Source organism: Couchioplanes azureus (genome assembly GCF_014648355.1).
Lineage (GTDB): Bacteria > Actinomycetota > Actinomycetes > Mycobacteriales > Micromonosporaceae > Actinoplanes > Actinoplanes azureus.
The window spans coordinates 866833-888236 of the sequence record NZ_BMQY01000001.1 but is presented as its reverse complement, the minus strand read 5'-3'; the positions used below and the strand labels follow the sequence as shown (position 1 = coordinate 888236).

At 71.3% G+C, this 21404-nt stretch carries 28 protein-coding genes; 15 read left to right on the top strand and 13 right to left on the bottom strand.

The window, feature by feature from the left end; translation table 11 throughout:
* The first annotated feature begins 85 nt into the window (after positions 1 to 85).
* The 3 genes from IEY99_RS04170 to IEY99_RS04160 all read left to right on the top strand — a co-directional run bounded on the left by IEY99_RS04170 (position 86) and on the right by IEY99_RS04160 (position 3198).
* The gene (locus tag IEY99_RS04170) at positions 86 to 712 is read left to right on the top strand and encodes a DUF47 domain-containing protein (RefSeq protein WP_071809606.1); all 627 of its coding nucleotides are present in this window, start codon (positions 86 to 88) and stop codon (positions 710 to 712) included.
* A gap of 3 nt (positions 713 to 715) precedes the next feature.
* Positions 716 to 1723 carry an inorganic phosphate transporter gene (locus IEY99_RS04165; protein WP_189199398.1) on the top strand — a complete coding sequence of 336 codons (1008 nt, stop codon included), beginning with the start codon at positions 716 to 718 and terminating at the stop codon, positions 1721 to 1723.
* Between the two features lie 233 nt (positions 1724 to 1956).
* Positions 1957 to 3198 (top strand): phospholipase D-like domain-containing protein, encoded by a 1242-nt coding sequence (locus IEY99_RS04160; RefSeq protein WP_189199397.1) that lies wholly within the window; start codon positions 1957 to 1959, stop codon positions 3196 to 3198.
* A 160-nt stretch (positions 3199 to 3358) separates the two neighbouring features.
* Here IEY99_RS04160 and IEY99_RS04155 read toward each other — a convergent pair whose 3' ends face one another.
* From IEY99_RS04155 to IEY99_RS33960, 4 genes are all read right to left on the bottom strand, one after another.
* The gene (locus IEY99_RS04155) at positions 3359 to 3880 is read right to left on the bottom strand and encodes a hypothetical protein (protein ID WP_189199395.1); all 522 of its coding nucleotides are present in this window, start codon (positions 3878 to 3880) and stop codon (positions 3359 to 3361) included.
* A 78-nt stretch (positions 3881 to 3958) separates the two neighbouring features.
* The gene (locus tag IEY99_RS04150) at positions 3959 to 4945 is read right to left on the bottom strand and encodes a DUF5937 family protein (RefSeq protein WP_189199393.1); all 987 of its coding nucleotides are present in this window, start codon (positions 4943 to 4945) and stop codon (positions 3959 to 3961) included.
* A 72-nt stretch (positions 4946 to 5017) separates the two neighbouring features.
* Positions 5018 to 5608, bottom strand: coding sequence for a class I SAM-dependent methyltransferase (locus IEY99_RS04145; RefSeq protein ID WP_229798095.1), 591 nt, complete (start codon positions 5606 to 5608; stop codon positions 5018 to 5020).
* Positions 5609 to 5664: 56 nt separating this feature from the next.
* The gene (locus IEY99_RS33960) at positions 5665 to 5976 is read right to left on the bottom strand and encodes a DUF397 domain-containing protein (protein WP_229798093.1); all 312 of its coding nucleotides are present in this window, start codon (positions 5974 to 5976) and stop codon (positions 5665 to 5667) included.
* Positions 5977 to 6074: 98 nt separating this feature from the next.
* Between IEY99_RS33960 and IEY99_RS04135 the strand changes: the two genes are divergently transcribed.
* The 3 genes from IEY99_RS04135 to IEY99_RS04125 are packed head-to-tail and all read left to right on the top strand — an operon-like array spanning position 6075 to position 7270.
* On the top strand, positions 6075 to 6317 hold the full coding sequence (locus IEY99_RS04135) for a hypothetical protein (RefSeq protein ID WP_189199392.1): 243 nt from the start codon (positions 6075 to 6077) through the stop codon (positions 6315 to 6317).
* A 32-nt stretch (positions 6318 to 6349) separates the two neighbouring features.
* Positions 6350 to 6754, top strand: coding sequence for a DoxX family protein (locus IEY99_RS04130; protein ID WP_189199391.1), 405 nt, complete (start codon positions 6350 to 6352; stop codon positions 6752 to 6754).
* A gap of 60 nt (positions 6755 to 6814) precedes the next feature.
* Complete coding sequence (locus tag IEY99_RS04125) at positions 6815 to 7270, top strand: GNAT family N-acetyltransferase (RefSeq protein WP_189199390.1); 456 nt, start codon at positions 6815 to 6817, stop codon at positions 7268 to 7270.
* Here IEY99_RS04125 and IEY99_RS04120 read toward each other — a convergent pair.
* Positions 7267 to 8238 carry a Gfo/Idh/MocA family protein gene (locus tag IEY99_RS04120; protein ID WP_189199389.1) on the bottom strand — a complete coding sequence of 324 codons (972 nt, stop codon included), beginning with the start codon at positions 8236 to 8238 and terminating at the stop codon, positions 7267 to 7269. The two genes, IEY99_RS04125 and IEY99_RS04120, sit on opposite strands and share 4 nt — an antisense overlap.
* Before the next feature lie 73 nt (positions 8239 to 8311).
* Between IEY99_RS04120 and IEY99_RS04115 the strand changes: the two genes are divergently transcribed.
* Positions 8312 to 9112 carry an NUDIX hydrolase gene (locus IEY99_RS04115; RefSeq protein WP_189199388.1) on the top strand — a complete coding sequence of 267 codons (801 nt, stop codon included), beginning with the start codon at positions 8312 to 8314 and terminating at the stop codon, positions 9110 to 9112.
* Positions 9113 to 9116: 4 nt separating this feature from the next.
* Here IEY99_RS04115 and pstB read toward each other — a convergent pair whose 3' ends face one another.
* From pstB to IEY99_RS04085, 6 genes are all read right to left on the bottom strand, one after another.
* Complete coding sequence (gene pstB, locus IEY99_RS04110) at positions 9117 to 9893, bottom strand: phosphate ABC transporter ATP-binding protein PstB (RefSeq protein ID WP_189199387.1); 777 nt, start codon at positions 9891 to 9893, stop codon at positions 9117 to 9119.
* A 16-nt stretch (positions 9894 to 9909) separates the two neighbouring features.
* Positions 9910 to 10956 (bottom strand): phosphate ABC transporter permease PstA, encoded by a 1047-nt coding sequence (gene pstA / locus IEY99_RS04105; RefSeq protein ID WP_189200611.1) that lies wholly within the window; start codon positions 10954 to 10956, stop codon positions 9910 to 9912.
* Positions 10957 to 10988: 32 nt separating this feature from the next.
* Complete coding sequence (gene pstC / locus IEY99_RS04100) at positions 10989 to 12062, bottom strand: phosphate ABC transporter permease subunit PstC (protein WP_189199386.1); 1074 nt, start codon at positions 12060 to 12062, stop codon at positions 10989 to 10991.
* Between the two features lie 43 nt (positions 12063 to 12105).
* Positions 12106 to 13200, bottom strand: a complete 1095-nt coding sequence (gene pstS, locus IEY99_RS04095; protein ID WP_189199385.1) for a phosphate ABC transporter substrate-binding protein PstS — start codon at positions 13198 to 13200, stop codon at positions 12106 to 12108.
* Positions 13201 to 13460: 260 nt separating this feature from the next.
* Complete coding sequence (mshD, locus tag IEY99_RS04090; protein ID WP_189199384.1) at positions 13461 to 14327, bottom strand: mycothiol synthase; 867 nt, start codon at positions 14325 to 14327, stop codon at positions 13461 to 13463.
* An 11-nt stretch (positions 14328 to 14338) separates the two neighbouring features.
* Positions 14339 to 15055, bottom strand: coding sequence for a winged helix-turn-helix transcriptional regulator (locus IEY99_RS04085; RefSeq protein ID WP_189200609.1), 717 nt, complete (start codon positions 15053 to 15055; stop codon positions 14339 to 14341).
* 202 nt (positions 15056 to 15257) lie between these two features.
* Between IEY99_RS04085 and IEY99_RS04080 the strand changes: the two genes are divergently transcribed.
* From IEY99_RS04080 to IEY99_RS04060, 6 genes are all read left to right on the top strand, one after another.
* The gene (locus IEY99_RS04080; protein WP_373293299.1) at positions 15258 to 16304 is read left to right on the top strand and encodes a hypothetical protein; all 1047 of its coding nucleotides are present in this window, start codon (positions 15258 to 15260) and stop codon (positions 16302 to 16304) included.
* A gap of 19 nt (positions 16305 to 16323) precedes the next feature.
* The gene (locus IEY99_RS04075) at positions 16324 to 17112 is read left to right on the top strand and encodes an LmeA family phospholipid-binding protein (RefSeq protein WP_229798089.1); all 789 of its coding nucleotides are present in this window, start codon (positions 16324 to 16326) and stop codon (positions 17110 to 17112) included.
* A gap of 70 nt (positions 17113 to 17182) precedes the next feature.
* The gene (locus IEY99_RS35185; RefSeq protein ID WP_364700138.1) at positions 17183 to 17260 is read left to right on the top strand and encodes an Ms5788A family Cys-rich leader peptide; all 78 of its coding nucleotides are present in this window, start codon (positions 17183 to 17185) and stop codon (positions 17258 to 17260) included.
* A gap of 147 nt (positions 17261 to 17407) precedes the next feature.
* The gene (locus tag IEY99_RS04070) at positions 17408 to 18256 is read left to right on the top strand and encodes a sulfurtransferase (protein WP_189199381.1); all 849 of its coding nucleotides are present in this window, start codon (positions 17408 to 17410) and stop codon (positions 18254 to 18256) included.
* Between the two features lie 4 nt (positions 18257 to 18260).
* Positions 18261 to 18587, top strand: a complete 327-nt coding sequence (locus IEY99_RS04065; RefSeq protein ID WP_189199379.1) for a DUF1416 domain-containing protein — start codon at positions 18261 to 18263, stop codon at positions 18585 to 18587.
* Between the two features lie 78 nt (positions 18588 to 18665).
* On the top strand, positions 18666 to 19529 hold the full coding sequence (locus IEY99_RS04060; RefSeq protein WP_189199377.1) for a hypothetical protein: 864 nt from the start codon (positions 18666 to 18668) through the stop codon (positions 19527 to 19529).
* On the opposite strand, the gene IEY99_RS04055 is transcribed toward IEY99_RS04060, so the two are convergent.
* Positions 19526 to 19900: a DsrE family protein gene (locus IEY99_RS04055; protein ID WP_189199375.1), complete on the bottom strand. Its 375-nt coding sequence runs from the start codon at positions 19898 to 19900 to the stop codon at positions 19526 to 19528. The genes IEY99_RS04060 and IEY99_RS04055 overlap by 4 nt on opposite strands.
* 14 nt (positions 19901 to 19914) lie before the next feature.
* Here IEY99_RS04055 and mtfM point away from each other — a divergent pair, with 14 nt between their 5' ends.
* A complete protein-coding gene (gene mtfM, locus IEY99_RS34845; protein WP_268245086.1) occupies positions 19915 to 20019 on the top strand; it encodes a small membrane protein MtfM in 105 nt (34 codons plus the stop codon).
* Entirely contained in the window at positions 20016 to 20618 is a 603-nt protein-coding gene (locus IEY99_RS04050; protein ID WP_229798087.1) for a heme-binding beta-barrel domain-containing protein, read from the top strand. The genes mtfM and IEY99_RS04050 overlap by 4 nt, the downstream gene beginning before the upstream one ends.
* A gap of 6 nt (positions 20619 to 20624) precedes the next feature.
* Here the strand turns inward: IEY99_RS04050 and IEY99_RS04045 are convergent, their stop codons facing one another.
* Positions 20625 to 21395, bottom strand: a complete 771-nt coding sequence (locus tag IEY99_RS04045; protein WP_229798086.1) for an aminotransferase class IV — start codon at positions 21393 to 21395, stop codon at positions 20625 to 20627.
* Positions 21396 to 21404 lie beyond the last annotated feature (9 nt).

The window sequence follows — 21404 nt, the reverse complement described above, 5'->3', positions numbered from 1 at the left end:
GCGGGATCCGCCACAGCGGAGGCGTTACCTAGCATTCCCCGGGAATCCGCCAGACCCGTCCACCCCGTCAAACGAGGTTCGCGCCGTGAAGTTCTCCTTCCGCCCCACCGAGGGCGCCTTCTACGAGCTGTTCAGCCGGGCTGCTCAGAACCTCGTGCGGGGCACCGAGCTGCTGAACGAGCTGGCGCTGCCCGGCGTCGACGTGCAGTCGGTCAGCGACCGGCTGACCGACGTCGAGCACGACAGCGACCAGATCACCCACGATCTCTACAAGAAGATCAACTCCACCTTCATCACGCCGTTCGACCGCGAGGACATCTACTCGCTGGGCTCGCAGCTCGACGACGTCATGGACCACCTGGAGGCGGTCGGCAACCTGCTCTACCTGTACGGGCTCACGGAGCTGCCGTCCCTGCCCCGGGAGATGCACGAGCTGGTCACGGTGCTCGACCAGCAGGCCAAGATCACGGCCGACGCGATGCCGAAGCTCAAGACGATGAAGGGTCTCGAGGAGTACTGGATCGAGATCAACCGGCTGGAGAACGACGGCGACCGGGCGTACCGGATGCTGCTCGTACGCCTGTTCTCGGGCGAGTACGACGCGCTGACCGTGCTCAAGATGAAGGAGGTCGCCGACGAGCTCGAGGCCGCCTGCGACGCCTTCGAGCACGTCGCCAACACGGTCGAGACCATCACGGTCAAGGAGTCCTAGGCCTTGACCCCCGAGCTCGTAGCGGTCCTCGCGGTGATCCTCGCCGCGATGGCCTTCGACTACACCAACGGCTTCCACGACGCGGCGAACGCCATCGCGACCAGCGTCAGCACCCGGGCCCTGACCCCGCGGGTGGCCCTGGCCATGGCCGCGGTCGGCAACTTCGTCGGCGCCCACTTCGGCGCGGGCGTCGCCAAGACGGTCGGCGACGGCCTGGTCAAGCTGCCGATCGGCATCCCCAGCCTCGGCGTGGTCTTCGCCGGCGTGGTGGGCGCGATCGCCTGGAACCTCATCACCTGGTACTTCGGCCTGCCGTCGTCCTCGTCGCACGCCCTCTTCGGCGGCCTGGTCGGCGCGACCCTCTTCGCCACCCACGGCACGGTCGAGTGGGGCACCATCGTCGAGAAGGTGCTGATCCCGATGGTGGCCTCGCCCTTCGTCGGCTTCCTGCTGGGCTTCCTCGTGATGGTCGTCATCATGTGGACGTTCCGGCGCGGCCACCCCGGCAAGCTCAACCGCGGCTTCCGCGTCGCCCAGACCATCTCGGCGGGAGCCATGTCCATCGGCCACGGCATGCAGGACGCGGCGAAGACGATGGGCATCATCGTGCTCGCCCTCTACACCGGCGGCTTCCAGAGCGACGCCAAGCACATCCCGTGGTGGGTGTTCTGGACGTCGGCGGCGGTGCTCGCGGCGGGTACGTACGCCGGCGGCTGGCGCATCATCCGTACGCTGGGCCGCAAGATCATCGACCTCGGCCCGGCGGAGGGCTTCGCGGCCGAGACGGTCGCCAGCTCGGTCCTGTTCTTCAACGCCCTGGTCCTGAAGGCGCCGATCTCGACCACCCACACGATCACCTCCGCCATCATGGGCGTCGGCGCGACCAAGCGCCTCTCCGCGGTCCGCTGGAACGTGGCAGGCAACATCGTCATCGCCTGGATCACGACCTTCCCGGCGGCGGCGGCGATCGCCTGCATCGTCTACTTCTGCGTACGCCCGCTCTTCGGCTGAGCCGTCCGCGCGACGAGCCCCGCTCTCCTCTCGCGAGGAGGGCGGGGCTTTCGTCCCTGTGGTCCTTCGGCGTCCGCGGCAATCGATTTGACAACCGGCGGCTTGATGATCGACTCTGCGCTGCGATCGCGGGCCGGGAATCGGACGGGCCGGGCGCGTCTGCCGGGAGGAAATGCATGAGGATCAATACGGGTCGGCGTTGGCGTGCGGCGGTGCGGACACGGAGCCGCCGGGTGCTCACTGCCGTGGCTGCCGTCGTGGTCGCGCTGGCGGGCGCCGGCGTACCGGCGAGCCCGGCGCTCGCCGCGGAAGCGCCGTACACCCACGCCATCTTCACCAACCCGCTGGGCGACACCGCGGCGAAGGACAAGATCTTCACCCGCCTGCTGGAGCTGATCAACGGTGCCGAGACCGGCTCGACCATCCGGCTCGCCACCTACACGATGTACTCCCTGAACATCCCGAATGCGCTGGTGGCAGCGAAGCAGCGGGGCGTCAACGTGCAGGTGATCGCCGACTCGGACACCCTGGTCAACACGGCCAGTGTCGACGTGCTCACCAACGGCCTGGGCACCGACACCGCGAAGGCGTCGTTCTTCATGACCTGCCCGCCCAACCGGGGATGCATCGCGGACGCCGGCGACTGGTCGATCATGCACAACAAGTTCTCCCTGTTCACCCGGACCCTCGGGGTGGACAACGTGGTGGTGCAGACCTCCGTGAACCTGACCGGCGCGGGCTGGCGCGACGCCGGCATGGGCTGGAACGACGCGCTGGAGGTCGCCGGCAACAAGGCGCTCTTCGACTCGCTCGCCGGCTACTTCGGTGACCTCAAGGCCAAGCGGGTCGACAACAACTACTACGACACCCGCGACCCGCTGCAGGCGAGCACCGCCAAGGTCTTCTACTACCCGCGTGCCGGGGCCAGCCTGACCGGGGACCCGTCCGAGGACACCGTGATGACGATCCTCAACAACACGGAGTGCTTCGGCAACACGAGCGTCGGCACGTCCGGCGACCACCGTACGGTCATCCGGGTCACGATGACCGAGCTCGCCCTGTCGTACATCGCCGACAAGCTGGTCGCGCTCGACGCCGCGGGCTGCTACGTCCTGGTCAACCTGCGGTACGACCCGTCGAACGCCGGCCAGGGCACCGCTCTGGCCAAGCTGCTCAAGAAGACCACCAACGCCTACAACGGCGTCATTGTCCGGTACTACTGCGTAAGCGACCCGATCTGGATCCACTCGAAGAACTTCTCCATCGAGGGCAAGTACTACGGCAGGGGCGACCGGAAGATCGTGTGGACCGGCAGCCTGAACTGGAAGGGCGGCAGCCTGCGCGGCTCCGACGAGGTGATGCTGCAGCTGGAGGACCCCACGGTGCATGCCGCCTACGCACAGCAGTACAGCGCCGCGGCTGCGGCCGCCACGCACAAGCCGGCGAACACCGACGACGCCAAGCCGACCTGCTGAGCCGTCGGCGGGCCAGGCAACGGCGGCCACTGCGTGATCATCGACGGCTCGTGGAGCCGATCGGGAATCGTGCAGTGGCCGCCGGTCACCGCGCAGGCCGGGATCGGTGGCGGGTGGCGTCGGCCGAGGCGGCCGACCGGATCGCGGGCCGGTGCCGGTACTAGGCGAGCGTCTCGCAGAGGTTCTCCATCGTGCCGAGCCGCACCGGCACCTCGCGGCTGCCGTCCGGGTGCCTGATCACGACGAAGTCGCCGTGAGTGATGTAGTCGCCGCCGGGGAAGCCCACGTTGGACGCCTTGATCGGCAGGGCGTTGTGGCCGCGTAGCTGCGAGATCCGGGTGCCGTCCTCCAGGTAGTACACCCGGACGGAGCCGGTCGCGTCGCGGACGACCGACTTGTGGTTGCCGGTGTTGGTGTACCGGATCACCAGCACTCCCTCGAAGTCCTGCACCTTCGGCGAGCCGTCCGGGTAGGTCGCCGGCGTCCGCATCCGCTCGCGGTCACGGACGATGTCGCCCTTGACCTCGAAGGGGCACACGTCCCCGGCCGGGATGACGAACGGTGGCGTGCTCGTCGGCTCCCATCCGCCGCCGCCGCCGGTGCCGGATCCGGAGGCGGCAGCCGGCACCGCGGACACCGCCACCATCGCCGCCGCCAGAACAAATACCTTCGCCACGCGCATGTGTGGCCTCCCTCATGTCCGTTGCGCTGTCCCGGACATGGTGTGCTGATGCGCCGCGGCGGCTCCACGATTCGGCGCTCACCGAATGCTCGCGCCCGCACCGGCTCCCAGGAGGTCGGTGCCGAGTGCCGTGCGCTGGTAGAGCACCTGGCGACCGGCCCGGCGCGACCGGACCAGCCCCGACCGGCGCAGCACGGACAGGTGCTCGCTGACCGCCGCCACGCTCAGCCCGAGGTCCCGCGCGACCTGCGTGGTGGACAGCGGCAGGTCGAGCCGCGCCAGCAGCGCCGCCCGGCTGCGGCCGAGCAGATCGGCGACCGGCGGCGTCGCCGACCGGGCCGAGCCGTCCCAGACCTGGCCGACACCGCGCGGGCTGTAGACGAGCGTCGGGCACTGTGGATCGGTGTCGACCAGCAGTGAGGGCCAGGCGAACACGCACGGCACCAGCAGCACCCCGGCCCCGTCGAGCCGGCTCTGCGACTGCCAGGCCGGCCAGAGGATCCGCAACGCGTCGTCGGCGTATTCCAGCTCCGAGTGCAGGTTGCCCAGCAGCCGCACGATGCCGCCGGAGGTCAGCTGGTCGGCACGGTGGCCGATCTCGGCATCGAGCAGCCCGGCCAGCCGGGACCAGACCGGATCGATCGCCACCCGCCAGTAGGCCTGCATCTCGGCGGCCAGCCGGCCCAGGTGCCGCTCCGGATCCTCGTACAGCGGCAGCAACGCCTCCGGCAGCGCGCCGTCCCCGGCGAGCAGCTCCAGCTGCGCACGGACGGTCGCCTCCGGCGTGCTGCGCACCCGGGCCAGCTCGTCGGCGAACCTGGTGTCCATCCGGCCCGGCGGCGGCGTCAGGAAGTCGGGCACGTATCGCCGGCCGGCGAGCAGCGGCCGCAGCAGGTCGAGCCGCAGGGCGGACACGGCCCCGCGCACCGATCGCACCCACGGCTGGTGCATCCGGGTCCGATCGGTGTGACCGGCGATCCGCATGCTGCTCATGAGCTCTTGCACGGGTGAGCGCGCGAAGCGGATCCGAGCCAGGTCACCCGGCTCGAACAACAGCTCGATCACCCATGCAACGATACCGATGTCCTGCCGGGACGGCGGCTAGGCTTCTCTCTGACCGGACTTACCGAACACGCCTCAGGGGCGACGAAGCCGGTACCAGCGGGGCCTGGTCATGTTCATGGGCCAGCCCAGCCCCTCGGTCTGCGCGGGATCCACCGCGACCAGCGTCCAGCCCGGGAAGGCCGACGTCACCTCGTCCGGTGAGACCCCACCCGCCAGCGACCGGAACCGGCTCGGCCCGAAGGCCAGCATCAGCAGCGTGGCCCCGGGGTTCGCGAGCGCCGAGAGGCCCCGCCCGACCGCCTGCCGCTGAGCGGCCCCGAAACCCTGGAAGCAGCCGACGTCGAGGAAGAAGTCGAACGTTCCCAGGGAAGCCGCCGCCAGATCGGTCGCGTCCGCCACGACGTAGGTGACGTCGTCGCCCTTGCTCCGGGCCGCTTCGATCGCGGCCGGCACGTAGTCGATCCCTGTGGCCTGCCAGCCCCGGCGAGCCAGCTCAGGGGTGAACTGGCCGCGACCGCAGCCGACATCGAGCGCCCGGCCCGGCGGACGCGAACGCTCCGCCTCCTCCCGGTCCAGCAGGGCCGCGATGCTGCCGGCGGCGGCCTTCCCGTAACGCTCCCAGGGGGTGACCCCCCAGCGGTACATGCGCGCGTAGTTCGTCATCCGGCCCCGCCTCCTCGCGCCATCGAAGCACATCGACGCGACCCGCCGGCCGGAGCTCAGGTGTCGAACTCGCCATCCCGGACAGCGTCGATGAATGCGGCCCACTCCGCCCCGGGGAAGACCAGAACCGGTCCGGCCAGGATGCGGATAGAGACGTTCGACAACTCGGTCGCTTGGAGGAGATGCCACACCTGTCTGCGCATCGTCACTTCGGGCTTCGGCTCCGCCATCAGCACCGCCTCGCTGATGATTGCCTCGACCGAAGGCGGGGTGGGAAAGGCGCGGGTCAGTAACTGTTGCCGGGACTGCTTCAATTCGATGCGCTTCTCGACCTCGTTCCTCGCTGGGCTGCTGACCTTCAAGGCCAAGCAGGCCTGGTGCCCCACCTGTGGCAGGACACTCGCCTGCCCCGGGTCGGTCCAGCACATGGATGCATCACCGGAACGAGAGGGACGAGGTTCGGACGATGCCGCGTAACGACCTGATCATCAAGCTCAGTGAAGAGGACAACGACTGCGTCACCGTCGACGTCGACGGCATTCTGATCGATGTCGACTCGGTGGCCCGGGACCGGGGCAACATCGTGCTCGTTCTCGATCCCGACGAGTTGCAGGCGACGCTGCGGCAGCGGAGCGGTGGGGAAGCCAGCGGTGGCGGAGGTAGTTTCCGGCGGGGCGATGAGTTCGGCGGGGCTCGGGAGTCTGAGTAGGCGTCGGTACCTTCGAGCAAAGGACGAGCGCCATGACTGCCATCGAGACCGCGACCGAGTCCGTCGGGCGGGGACTGCACCGTACGCTCTGGGGGCTTCAGGTGTTCCTCGGGTTGTTCCTCGTCGTCGCGTCGGCGGGGCCCAAGTTGGTGGGGGAGGCGACCGCCGTGCAGACGTTCGAGGACATGGGGGCCGCGACCTGGTTCCGCTACTTCATCGGGCTGGTGGAGCTGGCCGGGGGTGTGGGACTGCTCGTGCCGCGGCTTGCCGGGCCGGCGGCGGTGGGGCTGGCGCTGCTCATGGTCGGTGCCGCCGTCACTCAGGCCGTCATCCTGCACGGCGGTGCGCTGGTGCTCACGCCCGTGGTGCTGTTCGGGCTCTTCGTGTTCATCGCCTGGGGGCGCCGGGATTCGATTCGGGAACTGGCCGGCCGATGAGCCGGGCGACGAGCGGTAATCCGGTCGCCGGGGTCGGGGGCGCGGGCTAGGGTCCGCCGCATGCGGCTGGAGAAGATCACCCCGGAGAACTACGAGGCGGCGCTCGCGGTCACGGTGCGGCCCGACCAGGAGGATCTGGTGGAGCCGGTGGTCAAGTCGCTGGCGGAGGCGTACGTGTTCGCCGAGTACGCGTGGCCGCGGCTGATCCACGACGGTGACAAGGTGGTCGGCTTCCTGATGGCCTTCCTCGACATTCCCTGGGACCCCGCCCGTGATCCCGGTGACCTGCGGTCCGGCGTGTGGCGGCTGAACATCGCGGCGCAGGCGCAGGGGCGCGGATACGGGCGGTTCGCCGTCGAGGCCGTCTGCGCCGAGATCCGGGCCCGCGGCGGCGCTCGGGCGTACGTGACCTGGGAGCCGCGGCCCGGCGGGCCGGAAGACTTCTATCGGAAACTCGGCTTCCGGCCGACCGGTGAACGCAGCGGCGGGCAGACCGTCGGCGTGCTGGACCTCTAGGCGGGGTAGACGACGCCGATCTCGGCGCGGACGGTGTCCAGCAGGGTCATGACCTCCAGCGTGGCCGTGTGCGGGACGAGCGGGCTCTCGAGCAGCCCCTCGGCGAGGCAGCGCTGCACCTCGGCCGCCTCGTACTGGTAGCCGTTGCCCTCGAAGGGGAAGCCGAAGGTCTCGGTGTCCTCGCGGTGCAGGACGAAGGACCTCGGCGCGTAGAAGCCTTCCGGCAGGTCGATCCTGCCGTGGGTGCCGGTGATCGTGGCGGCGTTGCGGGAGGCTCCGGCGATGCTGCAGGTCAGGGCCGCCACCGCGGCCCGGTCGTAGCCGAGCAGGATGCCGGTGGTCTCGTCGACGCCCTCCGGGGTGCGGCGCGCCCAGCTCTGCACCGTCGACGGGGTGCCCAGCAGCAGATGCGCCAGGTGCACCGGGTAGACGCCGAGGTCGAGCAGGGCCCCGCCGCCGAGGGCGGGGTCGCGCAGGCGGTGCGTGGCCGCGAACGGGCCACGCAGGCCCAGGTCGGCGTGGATGGTGACGACGTCGCCGATGGCGCCGTCGGCGACCAGGGCCGCGACCTTGCGGACCGCCGGGTTGCAGCGCATCCACATGGCCTCCATCAGGAACAGCCCGCGGCCGCGCGCCTCCTGGACGAGCTCCGCCGACGTGGCCCGGTCCAGGGTCATCGGCTTCTCGCAGAGCACCGCCTTGCCGCCGGCCAGGCAGGTCGCCGCCGCCTCGCGGTGGTGGGCGTGCGGGGTCGCCACGTAGACGACGTCGACCTGCGGGTCCGAGGCCAGGCCGGCCCAGGAGCCGTGGGAGCGGGCGAACCCGTGCCGGGCGGCGAACGCGGCGGCCGCCTCGGGGGTGCGCGAGCCCACCGCGGCGAGCGAAGCGCCGGGGACCTGCGCGAGGTCCGCCGCGAAGGTGGCGGCGATACCGCCGGTGCCCAGGATGCCCCAGCGCGTGGTGGTCATGGTCGCCACCGTATCGCCGTGGTGGTGGCCGGCAGCCTTTGATCGGGTGGTGGATGGTGGGTGGGGCGGTTGGATGGGGAAGGATCGGGGCGTGAGCCATGTGATCCCGCTGCCTGCCGCCATGGTCCAGAAGGCCCGCGACTTCCGCGGCACTCCCGCCGAGGCGCGCGCCGCGGCCACCGTCGTGCTCGTGCACCCGGAGACCCTCCAGGTGTACATCCTCAGGCGCGCCGCCACGATGGTCTTCGGCGGGGTCCACGCGTTCCCCGGCGGCCGCGTCGATCCCGGCGACCGTCCCGACACCGTGCGGCCGGACTGGGCGGAGCGGCTCGGCGTGCCCGGCGAGCAGGCGCGGGCCGTCGTCGGCGCCGCCGCGCGGGAGCTGTTCGAGGAGGCGGGCGTGCTGCTGGCCGGCCCGGTCGGCGAACCGGACCGCACGGTCGGCGACGTGACCGGCGAGGACTGGGAGGCGGACCGCCGCGCCGTGGCGGCCCGGGAGCTCACCATGACGGACCTGCTGGCGCGGCGCGGGCTGCGGCTGCGCGACGACCTGCTGTTCCCGTGGGCGCGCTGGATCACCCCGGAGTTCGAGCCCAAGCGCTTCGACACCTGGTTCTTCGTCGCCCTGCTGCCGGAGGCCCAGACGGCGCGGGACGTGTCCGGCGAGGCCGAGGCGACCGCCTGGATCCGCCCGGCGGCCGCCGACGGCCTGGCCATGCTGCCGCCGACGCGGGTGACACTGGACCAGCTGTCCGCGTACGGGAAGGTGGAGGATCTCGTGGCAGCGACCGCGACCAGAAACGCCGCCGTGCCGGTCATGCCCCAGGTGGAGCTGACCGGCGACGGCGGCGCGGTGGTGCGGATCCCGGACTGAGGACCTAGCCGAAGCGGCCGGTGATGTAGTCCTCGGTCTTGCGCTCGGACGGGTTGCTGAAGATCTTCTGGGTGTCGTCGTACTCGATCAGGCGGCCCGGCTCGCCGGTCTTGTCGATCGAGAAGAAGCCGGTCTTGTCGCTGACCCGGGCGGCCTGCTGCATGTTGTGCGTGACGATGATGATCGTGAAGCGGTCCTTCAGCTTGAACATCAGGTCCTCGATCGCCAGCGTCGAGATCGGGTCGAGCGCCGAGCAGGGCTCGTCCATGAGCACGACCTGCGGCTCTACCGCGATGGTCCGGGCGATGCACAGCCGCTGCTGCTGACCGCCGGAGAGGCCCGCGCCCGGACGGTTCAGCCGGTCCTTGACCTCGTCCCAGAGGTTCGCCGACGTCAGCGACCGCTCGGCGGCCTCGTCCAGCACCGACTTCTTCTTGACGCCGTTGAGCTTGAGGCCCGCGACCACGTTCTCGTAGATCGACATCGTGGGGAACGGATTGGGGCGCTGGAAGACCATGCCGATCATCCGGCGTACGGCGGTGACGTCGACGTCCGGGTCGTAGATGTTCTGGTCGTCGATGGTCAGCCGGCCCTCGATGCGGGCACCCGGCAGCACCTCGTGCATGCGGTTGATGGACCGCAGGAACGTCGACTTGCCGCAGCCGGACGGGCCGATCAGGGCGGTGATCGTCTTCGGCTCGACGGTCATCGAGATGTTGTCGATCGCCTTGAACGAGCCGTAGTAGGACGAGACGTTGCTCGCCGTGATGCGCTTGGCCATGGGGGACACCTTTACCTCAGGACAGCCGGTTGCGGCGGGCGAGCAGCTTCGCTGCGATGGTCAGGACGAGGACCAGGGCGACCAGCGTCAGCGCTGCCGTCCAGGCGCGGTCCGGCGCGTACTTCGAGGCGTCGCCGGCCTGCTGGTAGACGAAGAGCGACAGCGACGACTGGTTACCGCCGAACGGGTCGAAGTTGATCGCCGCGGCGCCGCCGGCGACGAGCAGCACCGGCGCGGTCTCGCCGGCCGCGCGGGCCACGGCGAGCATGATGCCGGTGACGATGCCGGGCAGCGCGGTGGGGAGGACGACCTTCACGATCGTCTTCCACTGGGGTACGCCCAGCGCGTACGCGCCTTCGCGCAGCGGCCCGGGCACGAGCCGCAGCATCTCCTCGGTGGACCGCACGATCGTGGGCAGCATCAGCACCGTCAGCGCCAGCGAGGCGGCGAAGCCGGAGAAGCGCGGCGTGCCGTTGTTGAACCACGGGCTGACGATGAGCACCCAGAACGCCAGCACGAACAGGCCGGCGACGATGGACGGGATGCCGGTCATGACGTCGACGAAGAAGCGGACCGTCAGGGCGAACCGGCCGCGGCCGTACTCGACCAGGTAGATGGCGCCGAGCACGCCGAGCGGCACCGCCATCACAGTGGCGAGGCCGACCTGCTCCAGCGTGCCGACGATGGCGTGGTAGGCGCCGCCGTTCGGGTCGCGGGCGCCGATGTTGTTCATCGACGTGCCGAAGAAGTTGGCGTCCAGCCGGGCGGCGCCCTTGGAGACCAGCGTCCAGACCACCGAGGCCAGCGGCAGGATCGCGAGGACGCAGGCGACGTAGATCGCGGCGCGCCACATGCGGTTGCGCGCGGAACGGCGGCCCTCGACGCGGCTCGCCCCGAAGTAGAGGCCGGCCAGGTAGAAGACGACGCCGAGGACGACGACGAGCACCCAGTTGCCGATGCCCAGGCCGAGGACGACCGCCGCGGACAGCGCCAGGGCCAGGCCCGCGATGCCGAGGTCGGCGGCGACCGGCAGCTTCTTCGAGCGGATGTTGTCCGGCGTCATGGCGACGCCGGGGGTTTCCCTTTCGAGCAGACTCATGCGGCACTGTCCCGGAACTCGCGGCGGCGGTAGATGATCGCTCGCGCGGCCATGTTGACCACCAGGGTGATGGCGAAGAGGACCAGGCCGGAGGCGATCAGTGCGCCGCGGCCGGTGCCGGTGGCCTCGCCGAAGGTGTTGGCGATGTTCGCGGCGATCGAGTTGCCGCCGCTCTCGATCAGGTTGACCGAGATGGTGAAGGTGGTCCCGAGGGTCAGCGCCAGGGCGATGGTCTCGCCGAGCGCGCGGCCCAGGCCCAGCATGACCGCCGCGATGACGCCGGGCTTGCCGTACGGCAGCACCGCGGTGCGGATCATCTCCCACTTGGTGGCGCCGAGCGCGAGGGCGGCTTCCTCGTTCATCCCGGGCGTCTGCTGGAAGACCTCCCGGGACAGGGACGTGACGATCGGCAGCACCATGATCGCCAGCACCAGGCCGCCCAGCAGGATCGAGCGGCCGAACGGGCCGTCGCCACCGAAGATGGGCAGCCAGCCGAAGTACTTGTTGAGCCAGACCGAGAGGTCGTGCACCGGCTGGGAGAAGACGTCGCGGCCCCACAGACCGAACACGACGCTCGGTACGGCCGCGAGCAGGTCGATGACGAAGCCGAGCGGCGTGGCCAGCCGCCTCGGCGCGTAGTGCGACAGGAACAGCGCGATGCCCAGGGCGATCGGCACGGCGACGACCAGCGCGATGACGGACGACAGCAGGGTGCCGAAGGCGAGCGCGGCGATGCCGAACCGCGGCTCGGTCTCGTTGGGGAACCAGGCCTTGTAGGTCAGGAAGTTCTCGGTGTTGGCGCTCAGCGCGGGCACCGCCTTGCTGACCAGGAAGATCGCGATGGCCACGATGATGACCAGCACCATCGCACCGGCGGCCGTGCTCAGGCCCCGGAAGCCGGTCTCCATGGAGAACCGCGCCTTGGTGGGCAGGGCATTCCCGCCGCCCAGCGGGGGCCGGCCGTCGGGAGAGATCGGCGCAACGCCGTTGCCGGCGAACCCGGTGTGACGCTCTGTCACACCCGGTCCGCCGGCGCTGGAGTCCGCCGAGCGGGAGGGATAGTCACCCATTCGCTCGCTCGCTGTCGTCTAGAAGGGGGATCTTCGCGGCAGGTCAGGAGATCTTGGCGACCGAGGCCTCGACCTTGCTGCGGACCGACTCCGGCAGCGGGGCGTAGCCGAGCTCGGCCAGCGCCGCCTGGCCGCCGGTGCTGGCGGTGTAGCTCAGGAAGCCCTTGATGGCGGCGGCCTTCGGGCTGCCCTTGCTGCAGGCGATCTCGTAGGTGACCAGGACGATCGGGTAGGCGCCGGCCTCCTTGGTGGCGTAGTCGATGTCGAGCTTGAGGTCGTCGCCGGTGCCGGCGATCTTGGCGCCCGCGATGGTCTTGCCGGCGCTCTCGCCGGTCAGCTCGGTGTACTCGCCCGCGCCGTTCTTGATCTTCGCCTTCTTCAGGTCGCTGTTCTCGGCGAAGGACAGCTCGACGTAGGAGATCGTGCCGGGGGTGCTCTTGACGAGCGACGCGACGCCGTCGGACTTGTTGGCGCCGGTGCCGCCCGGGGCCTTCCAGGCCTTGGCGTTGCCGAACGTCCAGTCGGCCTCGGCGCTCTTGCTCAGGTACTTGGTGAAGTTGTCGGTGGTGCCCGACTCGTCCGAGCGGTGCACCGCCTGGATCGCGGTGGCCGGGAGCTTCGCGCCGGAGTTCTCGGCGGCGATGGCCGGGTCGTTCCACTTGGTGATCTTGTTGCTGAAGATCTTGGCGAGGGTCGGGGCCGAGAGCTGGAGGTTCTCGACGCCCTCGACGTTGTAGACGACCGCGATGGGGCCGGTCACCATCGGCAGGTGCAGCGCCTGGCCGCCGGGGCACTTGGCGTCGGCCTGCGGCTGCTCCTCCGGCTTCAGGGCCGAGTCCGAGCCGACGAAGTCGGCGGTGCCGGCGATGAAGGCCTGGATGCCGGCGCCGGAGCCGGTGCTCTCGTAGCCGATCTTGGTCTCGGCGCCGCACTGGCCCTGGAAGGTCTTGATCCACTCGTCCATCGCGTTCTTCTGCGCGGACGAGCCCTGGGCCGTCAGCTGGCCCGGAGCGCAGTTGCTCTTGGCCGCGGAAGCGCCGGGCGCCGCGGACGAGTCGGTGTTGTCCGAACCGCACGCGGAGAGCGCGAGGGCGGTCGTCAAGGCGATGCCGGCAACGTAGTACCGCTGGAGCTTCACGGTGTTCCCTTCGAGTGAGCTTGCTCCGGGCTGCGCAGTCCCGGCCGGCCGAGGTCTCATCGGCACACCCGGAAAGGTAGGAGGGCCAGGTGACCGGCTTCCCGGGGCTAAATGAACGAAGGGTGAACGGTTGGACCCCGAATCGTTGCCTGTGGCTGATGAGCGGTTGTCCGTTACGTGAACGACGGGGCTGGGTGACCGAAATGCCCAACCATTTCCGTTAACCTGTCCCGCTTTCGAGTGGCACGCGCCACTGTTCGTCAGGAACGGTGGTATTGCACGTCGGTGGTGTGGATCTCGAAGCCGAGGCGGCGGTAGAGCGCGACCGCGGCCGGGTTCGACTCGTCGACGTAGAGCAGGACCTCGCCCAGGCCGCGCCCCGCCAGGTGGCGCAGGCCGGCCACGCTCAGGGCCGCGCCCAGCCCGCGCCGGTGACCGCCGGGGTCCACGCCGAGGATGTAGATCTCGCCCAGCGCCGGCTCGCCGGCCGTCGCCGGATGCACCTTGGTCCAGTGGAAGCCGAGCAGCCGATCCTCGGCGTCGACCGCGAGCAGGAAGCCCGCCGGGTCGAACCACGGCTCGGCGAACCGCAGCCGCAGGTCCTCCTGCGTCCAGCGGCCCTGCTCCGGGTGGTGCGCGAAGGCCCGGGCGTTGACGCCCAGCCAGGCGGTGTCGTCGGCGCCCGGCACGAAGGCGCGCACCCGTACGTCCGCGGGGAGGGGCACCTCGGGCAGGTCGGTGAGCGGGCGGCGCATCTGCCACAGGACCCGGGAGCGGGTGAAACCGGCCTTCTCGGCGAACGCGCGGGCGGCCGGCTCGTCGCCGTGCGCCCAGAACTGCCGTTCGCCCGGCCCGGCCGCGGCGAGCAGGGCGGTGCCGGCCCCGCGGAGCCGGTGCTTCGGGTGCACGACCAGCTCGCCCGCCGTTCCGGCGAGGTACGCGTACCCGGCGAGCCCCCCGTCCTCGGCGAGGGCGAGCAGGTGCCGGTGTGCCGTCCCACGAAGCCCGAGCACGCCCTCCTCGGAGAGCGGGCTCACGCCGTCGGCTTCCTCGGCCGCGGTGGCCAGCGCGAGCACGTCGGCCACCTCGGCGGGGGTGAGCCGGTTCGTGGACCGGACATCCGTCATGGTGCGCGAGCTTAGACCGGCAGCGACACAGGCTCGTTGTCGGGCAGCTGGCGGCCGGAGGGCGGCACCACGAACTTGTAGCCGACCTGGCGCACGGTGCCGATCATCGCCTCGTACTCCGAGCCGAGCTTGGCGCGCAGCCGCCGCACGTGCACGTCCACCGTGCGGGTGCCGCCGAAGTAGTCGTAGCCCCAGACCTCACGCAGCAGCTGGTCGCGGGTGAAGACCCGGCCGGGGTGCTGCGCCAGGAACTTGAGCAGCTCGAACTCCTTGTAGGTGAGGTCGAGCGGGCGGCCCTTGAGCTTCGCGGCGTACGTGTCCGGGTCGATGGTGAGCTCGCCGGCCCGGATCGAACCGCCACCGGCGGCGGTGGCGTTGTTCAGCCGGCCGACGCCCAGGCGCAGCCGGGCCTCGACCTCGGCCGGCCCGGCACCGGCCAGGATGACGTCGTCGACGCCCCAGTCCGCGTTCAGCGCGATCAGGCCCGCCTCGGTGACCACCGCGAACAGCGGCACACCGCTGCCGGTCGCGTGCAGCATCCGGCAGGTGGCGCGGGCCTCGGAGAGCTCCGTGCGCGCATCGATCAGCACGGCGTCGGGGCTGGGGCCCGACACCAGCGTGCGCACGTCGCGAGGCGCGGTACGCACGGAGTGGGGCAGCAGGTCCAGAGCGGGGAGCACGGCGGAGGGCTCACCCGCGCGGGCCGTCACCAACAGGAGGATTTCCACACTCACCTCGATCCTCGCGGCGGATGCCGCCTCGGGTGACCCGGTCTCGCAGCGGGAGGACGCGCGCGACCGGAAGGGTCTTCCCGGCGTCACCGACGGGTGGGCTGGGATCACCTTAACCGATCCGGGGCCTCCGGCCCGCTGTCCGAGCCGGGCGAATGATGTGACGAATGCCCTCGGTGACCCGGCCCGACCGGCCGCGATGGCGACGATCGGGCCCCGGTCTGGCACCATCGCAGGCGTGTTCCCCACCACTCCGCGCGGCAGCGACCCCTGGGACGACGACGTCTCCCGGGAGATCGCGCGGTCCGCGCCCGGCCGCTCCTCGTCCGGTTTCTATGCGGGCGCCCCGGAGCGCGAGCCGGAGTTCGGCAAGCGGGAGGAGCACGAGGACGAGGAGTTCGACGAGGAGATCCCGGTCGCTCCGGTGCGGCCGAAGCTGTCGGTGGCGATCGCGGGCTTCGCGGCCCTGCTCGGCGTGGGCCTGATCCTCGGCGCGCAGTCGTCGGGCCCGGACGCCCGGCTGTCGTACGCGATCGTGGTCTTCGGGGTGCAGCTGCTCTTCGTCCTGGCCTTCACCATGGCGGTCCGCCCGCCCGCCGCCGGCGTGGTGGCCGGCGTCTGCGCGGCGGCCGGTGGGCTCGCCGACTGGCTCGCGGTCACCACCGAGCCGGCGGGCATGCTGCCCCTGCTGTACGTGACCGCGGGCGCCTTCGTGGTCGCGCTGGGCGGGCAGGCGATCCGCGCCCGGGACCGGCTGCGGCTGCGCGATGCGCTCGGCGGCACCTTCCTCATCGTCTTCGGCGTGGTGTCGTTCGCGCTGCTCGTCGTGCTGACCCGCCGGCCGGTGGGCACCCAGGCGATCCTCGTCTGCCTCACCGCGGCGGGGGTCGCGCTGCTCGTCGCGCACCTCACCGACGCCGTCTGGCCCAAGCCGCGGATCGCCGCCCAGGTGCCGCGGGGAGCGGCGGGCATCGTGCTCGGTGCCATGCTCGGCACGCTGGCCGCCGCCGGGCTCGGCAGCGTGCTGGTGCTGCCCTTCACCCCCGGCAAGGGCGCGATGCTGGGCTTCGCCGTCGCGGGCATCGCGGGACTGGTGGACCTCGCCGTGAACTACGCCGAGGCCGGCCGCAGCATGGCCGGCGACGCGCCGACGTTCTGGGTGGCGCGGCACATGCAGGGCCCGCTGGGCGCGTTCGCGCTGTCGTTGCCGGCCACGTACGCGCTGACCTTCTTCTTCCTTTCCTAACCGACCCCCAGGAGGACCGGTGGCAGACGTGCACGAGTCGACACGGCCGCGCAAGCGCTGGGGGCGGCGGCTGTTGATCACCTTCCTGGTGCTGCTGGCCGTCGTCGCCGCGGCGGCGGCGGTGGCGGACCGGGTCGCGGCGTCGTACGCCGAGCGGGAGATCGCCGACCGCGTCGCCCGGCAGGTCGCCGACCGGGGGGCCAGGGCGGAGAAGCCGGACGTGACGGTGGCCGGGGTGCCGTTCCTGACCCAGGTGCTCGCGGGCGAGTACCAGGAGATCAAGATCCTGCTGAAGAACTACTCCGGCCCGGCGGGCAACGGCAAGACCGTCAAGATGCCGGTGCTCGACATCCGGGCGAAGGACGTCACCGCGCCGCTGGACACCATCCGCTCCGGCAAGGGCGACATCGTGGCGGGCACGGTCACCGGCACCGGCACGATCGGCTACACCGACCTCGCCGCGCTGATCGACCGGCCGGGGATCACGGTCGGCGAGAAGGACGGCAAGCTGGTCGGTACGGCGCCGGTCGAGGCGCTCGGCCGGACCTTCGACGTCTCGGGCACGGCGACGCTCGACGTCCGGGACGGCGTCGTCCAGGTGCGGTTCACCGACGTCACCGCGGAGGGGCTGCCCGACCTGCCGCTGGTGCGCAACCTCATCGACAACTACGCCAAGAATCTGGCGCTCGACCTCGAGGTTCCCGCCCTGCCGATGGGGCTTCAGGTGCAGAAGGTGGAACCCCGCCCCGAGGGCCTGGTGGTCACCACGGGCGCCAGCGACGTGCCGCTCAGCTCCGGCGGGCTGTGACCGCCGACTCCTTCCCGGATGGTGGTCGGAGGTGTTCCGGCCCCTGGAACCGCTGGTAGGGTCCATCCCCATGAGCCTGTTGCTCACCAAGAGGCGCGCGGTCGACCTGTGCCGCGTGGCCGCCTGCCTGTGTCGCCCCGTCCTCTGACGGGGCCACTCGCCTTTTCCCTCGCCCGGCAGTGGCGCCGTACGCAAACCGTGATCCGTTTCGTCGGGTCGGCGCGCGTGCGACCTCTTTTTCTCGCCTCCGCGCGCTGACTCACCCCCATCTCTCACCTGACAAGGGAGTAATGCGATGAGTCGCGACACCGCACTCGTCTCTGCCGACTGGGCCGAGAAGAACCTGGACACCCCGGGGGTGGTCTTCGTCGAGGTCGACGAGGACACCACCGCCTACGACGGCGGGCACATCCCCGGCGCCGTCAAGCTCGACTGGAAGAAGGACCTGCAGGACCCGGTGCGCCGGGACTTCGTGAACCAGGAGCAGTTCTCCGCGCTGCTCTCCGAGCGCGGCATCGCCAACGACGACACCGTCGTCCTCTACGGCGGCAACAACAACTGGTTCGCCGCGTACGCGTACTGGTACTTCAAGCTCTACGGGCACGGCGACGTGAAGCTGCTGGACGGCGGCCGCAAGAAGTGGGAGCTCGACGCCCGGCCGTACACCAAGGACGTGCCCCAGCGGCCCGCCACGCAGTACCGGGCGTCGGCGCCGGATCTCTCCATCCGCGCCTTCCGGGACGAGGTCGTGCAGGCCATCGGCGCGAAGAACCTGGTGGACGTGCGCAGCCCGGACGAGTTCGCCGGCCGCCTGCTCGCCCCGGCCCACCTGCCGCAGGAGCAGTCCCAGCGCGCCGGGCACATCCCCACGGCGATCAACGTGCCGTGGAGCAAGGCCGCCAACGAGGACGGCACCTTCAAGTCGGACGAGGAGCTAGCCCGGATCTACGGCGAGGCCGGGCTGGACGGCGGCAAGGACACGATCGCGTACTGCCGCATCGGCGAGCGCTCGTCGCACACCTGGTTCGTGCTGCGCGAGCTGCTCGGCCACGAGAACGTGAAGAACTACGACGGCTCCTGGACCGAGTACGGCTCGCTCATCGGCGTGCCGATCGCGCTCGGCGACGAGCCCGGAAAGGCGTGAGCGCATGACCACCTCGAACGTCGCGGACGGCTGCGCCGCGCCCGACCAGTCGGCGCCCCTTCCCGCCAGCGTCGACCTGCAGAAGGAAACCGTCATCACGGGCGTCCTCACCGACGCCGAGGGCGAGGCGGTGGGCGGCGCGTACGTCCGCCTGCTCGACTCCACCGGCGAGTTCACCGCGGAGGTGGTGACGTCGCCGGGCGGCGTCTTCCGCTTCTTCGCCGCCCCGGGCTCCTGGACGCTGCGCGCCCTCTCCCGCGCCGGCAACGGCGACCTCACCGTGGACGCCACCCGCGGGGTGAACGAGGTCGGCCTCCGCGTCGCCGCCTGACCCACGCTCTGTTGGCGGAAAGGCGGGACCTCCGGGTCCCGCCTTTCCGGCGTGGGAAGGCGTGCGAGCATGGCTTCCGTGACCGAGCCCGCCCCTGTTCCGCCTCCCGCCGCGCAACCGCGGAAGACGCGGTGGTGGCTGGTCGCGATCGTCGCGGCGTGGGCCGTCGGGCTCACCGGGGCCGCCCTCTGGTCGGTGCGCCACGATCCCCCGACCGTTGCCGAGCAGCGCGACATCGCCGGCGCCCTGCCGGCGCTGCGGCAGGCCAGCGGCGCGGTCGTCGCGGCCGCCGACGGTCCGGACCGGGCCGTCGAGATCGGACCGCTGCGCTTCGACGCCGAGTGCGCGCTGACCCCGGTGCGATCCGGGGTCGAGGCCCGCCAGGAGATCACCGTCCGGGTCCGGTCCGACCAGGCCCCCGGCGCGCTCGAATCGATCGCCCGGGCGCTGCCGGAGGAGTACGCCCCGGCGCTGCGGCACCTCGACGACAACAGCCGGCACGTGCTGCGCGCCGATGCCGGCGACTTCGTCGCCGTGGACGCCACGGCCGCGAGCGACGCACCGGTCTTCTCCCTGTGGATCTCGACCGGCTGCCGGCCCGCCGCGTCCGGCGTGGACCTCGCCCCGGCACCGCGCCCGGCCACGACCACACCGCCCGCCTTCGCGGCCGCGACGAAGGCCGTCGGCGCGACCGGCCCGGTCACGGCCGTGGAGGTGGCCTGCCCGAACGGGAAGACGGCGGGGACGGTGACGGCCACCGGGCCGGCGCTGCCGGGCGACCTCGGCCGGGCGCTGCGCGACGTCGTGGGCGGCGGGCTCGTGGTGCAGGCCGAGCCGCACGGGTGGGCCTACCGGGCCGGCGACGTGTCGGTGTTCGTCACCGCCGCCGACGGCGCGACGCGCGTCAGCGCCACCAGCGGTTGCCGCCAGGGCCTCCGCTAGTAGACGACGGCCTGGGCGCCCTCGCCCATGATCTCCTCGACGAAGACCGCGGCGCCCGCGATGCGGATGCCGGGCAGCACGGCGTCGGGGCCGATGTTCCGCCGCGCCGCGCACTGGGTGCACAACGTGACCGAGCCGGCCTCGAGCAGCAGGCCGAGCAGGTCGGGCAGCGGAGCGGCGTGCGGGAGCTCGAACTGCTCGGCGCGGCCGGGCAGGGCGAACCACGCCGACTCGCCGGTGAGCCAGAACGAGACCGGCACGCCGGCGGACGCCGCCGTGCTCGCCACGGTGAACGCCTGGGAGCAGCGTTCCGGGGCGTCCGCGCCGGCGGTGGTCTTGACGACGAGAAGGCGGGCCATGCCGGTCAGCATAGGATGGCTCCGTCATGGTTACGGAGATCGGGTACGTGAGCCTGCTGGTCGCCGGCATGGGCGGGCTGGCCGGCGGTTTGGGCTATCTGGCGATGCGCATTGCAAGGGGACGCTGGTGAGCAGTGAGACCGAGAACCCGCTGGGCCCACCGCCCTGGCTGAACGCCCCGCCGGTCGAGGAATACCCCTACGAGGACACCCACGACCTGCGACAGGGGCCGGATCTGCACCCCGCGCTGCTCGGGCTGCTGCCGTTCATCGGGCTGTGGCGGGGCCGCGGGCAGGGCGGATTCCCCCAGCCGGAGGACTACAACTTCGCGCAGGAGATCAGGATCAGCCACGACGGGCGGCCGTTCCTCGCGTACGAGTCGCGCATCTGGCTGCTGGACGACGAGTCGCAGCCGATCGGGCAGGCCCATCGCGAGGTGGGGTTCTGGCGTCCGGTGCTCAACGCGGAGGGTCGCCCCACCGACGAGATGGAAGCCACGTTGACCACCCAGCACGGCGTGATCGAGATCTACGAGGGCGAGGCCACCGGCACCCGGCTGGAGATGGCCACGGCCGGCGTCGGGCACACCGCCTCGGGCCTCGCGGTCACCGGCGGCCACCGGCTCTTCGGCATCGTGGAGGGCGCGCTGCTCTACGCCCACGAGATGTCGGCGAACGGCGAGAAGCTCAAGCCCCACCTGTCGGCCCGGCTGATCCGGGTCGGGGGCTGACGCCCGTCATTCCCGGCGGAAGCCCAGCAGATCGAGCAGGCGCGGCGTCCACGGCGACGCCGCGCGCGGCCGTCCGTCGAGGGTTCTCGCCTCGGCGAGCCCCCGCAGCGAGCTGGCCAGCCAGATGGCGTCGGCGCCGGGCAGCTCGGCGGCGGTGATCATCCGTTGCTCGGCGCGCAGGCCCACCTCCGCCGCCCGCCCGAGCAGATGGGCGGCCGTGGTGCCGGGCAGGATGCCGGTGCGGTCCGGAGCGACGGTGCACAGCGTGTCGCCGGCGAGCCAGACCAGGCTCGCCGTCGGTCCCTCCAGGGCATGGCCGTGACTGTCGAGCCAGAGCAGGTCGTCCGCGCCCTGGGCGACCGCCCAGCGTTTCGCCGCCAGATTCTCGGCGTAGGACAGCGTCTTGGCGCCCGCCAGCGACCAGGGCGGCCGCCGGGTGAGGCCCAGGTCGTGCGTGATCAACCGGATGCCGTCGCGGCGCTCGGCGCGGATCGTCGCCGGCACCTCGGCGAGGGTGGCGAACGCGGTCGACGGCGTCACCACCAGCCGGAGGGCGCCGTCGGGGTGGGTGATCCCGCTCACCCGCCCGGCGAGGCCGCGGGGCACCTCGATCCCCAGGGCCGCCGCGGAGCGGTCCAGGCGGGCCAGGTGCTCTTCGAGCAGCCAGGGGCCCGCCGGGCGGACGTGCACGGTCTCGAAGACTCCCTCGCCGTAGAGAAGGCCGCGATCCGTGTATGTCAGCTCGCCGGAGCCGGATATCACCAGGGGAGCGCTCACGTCGCGGAG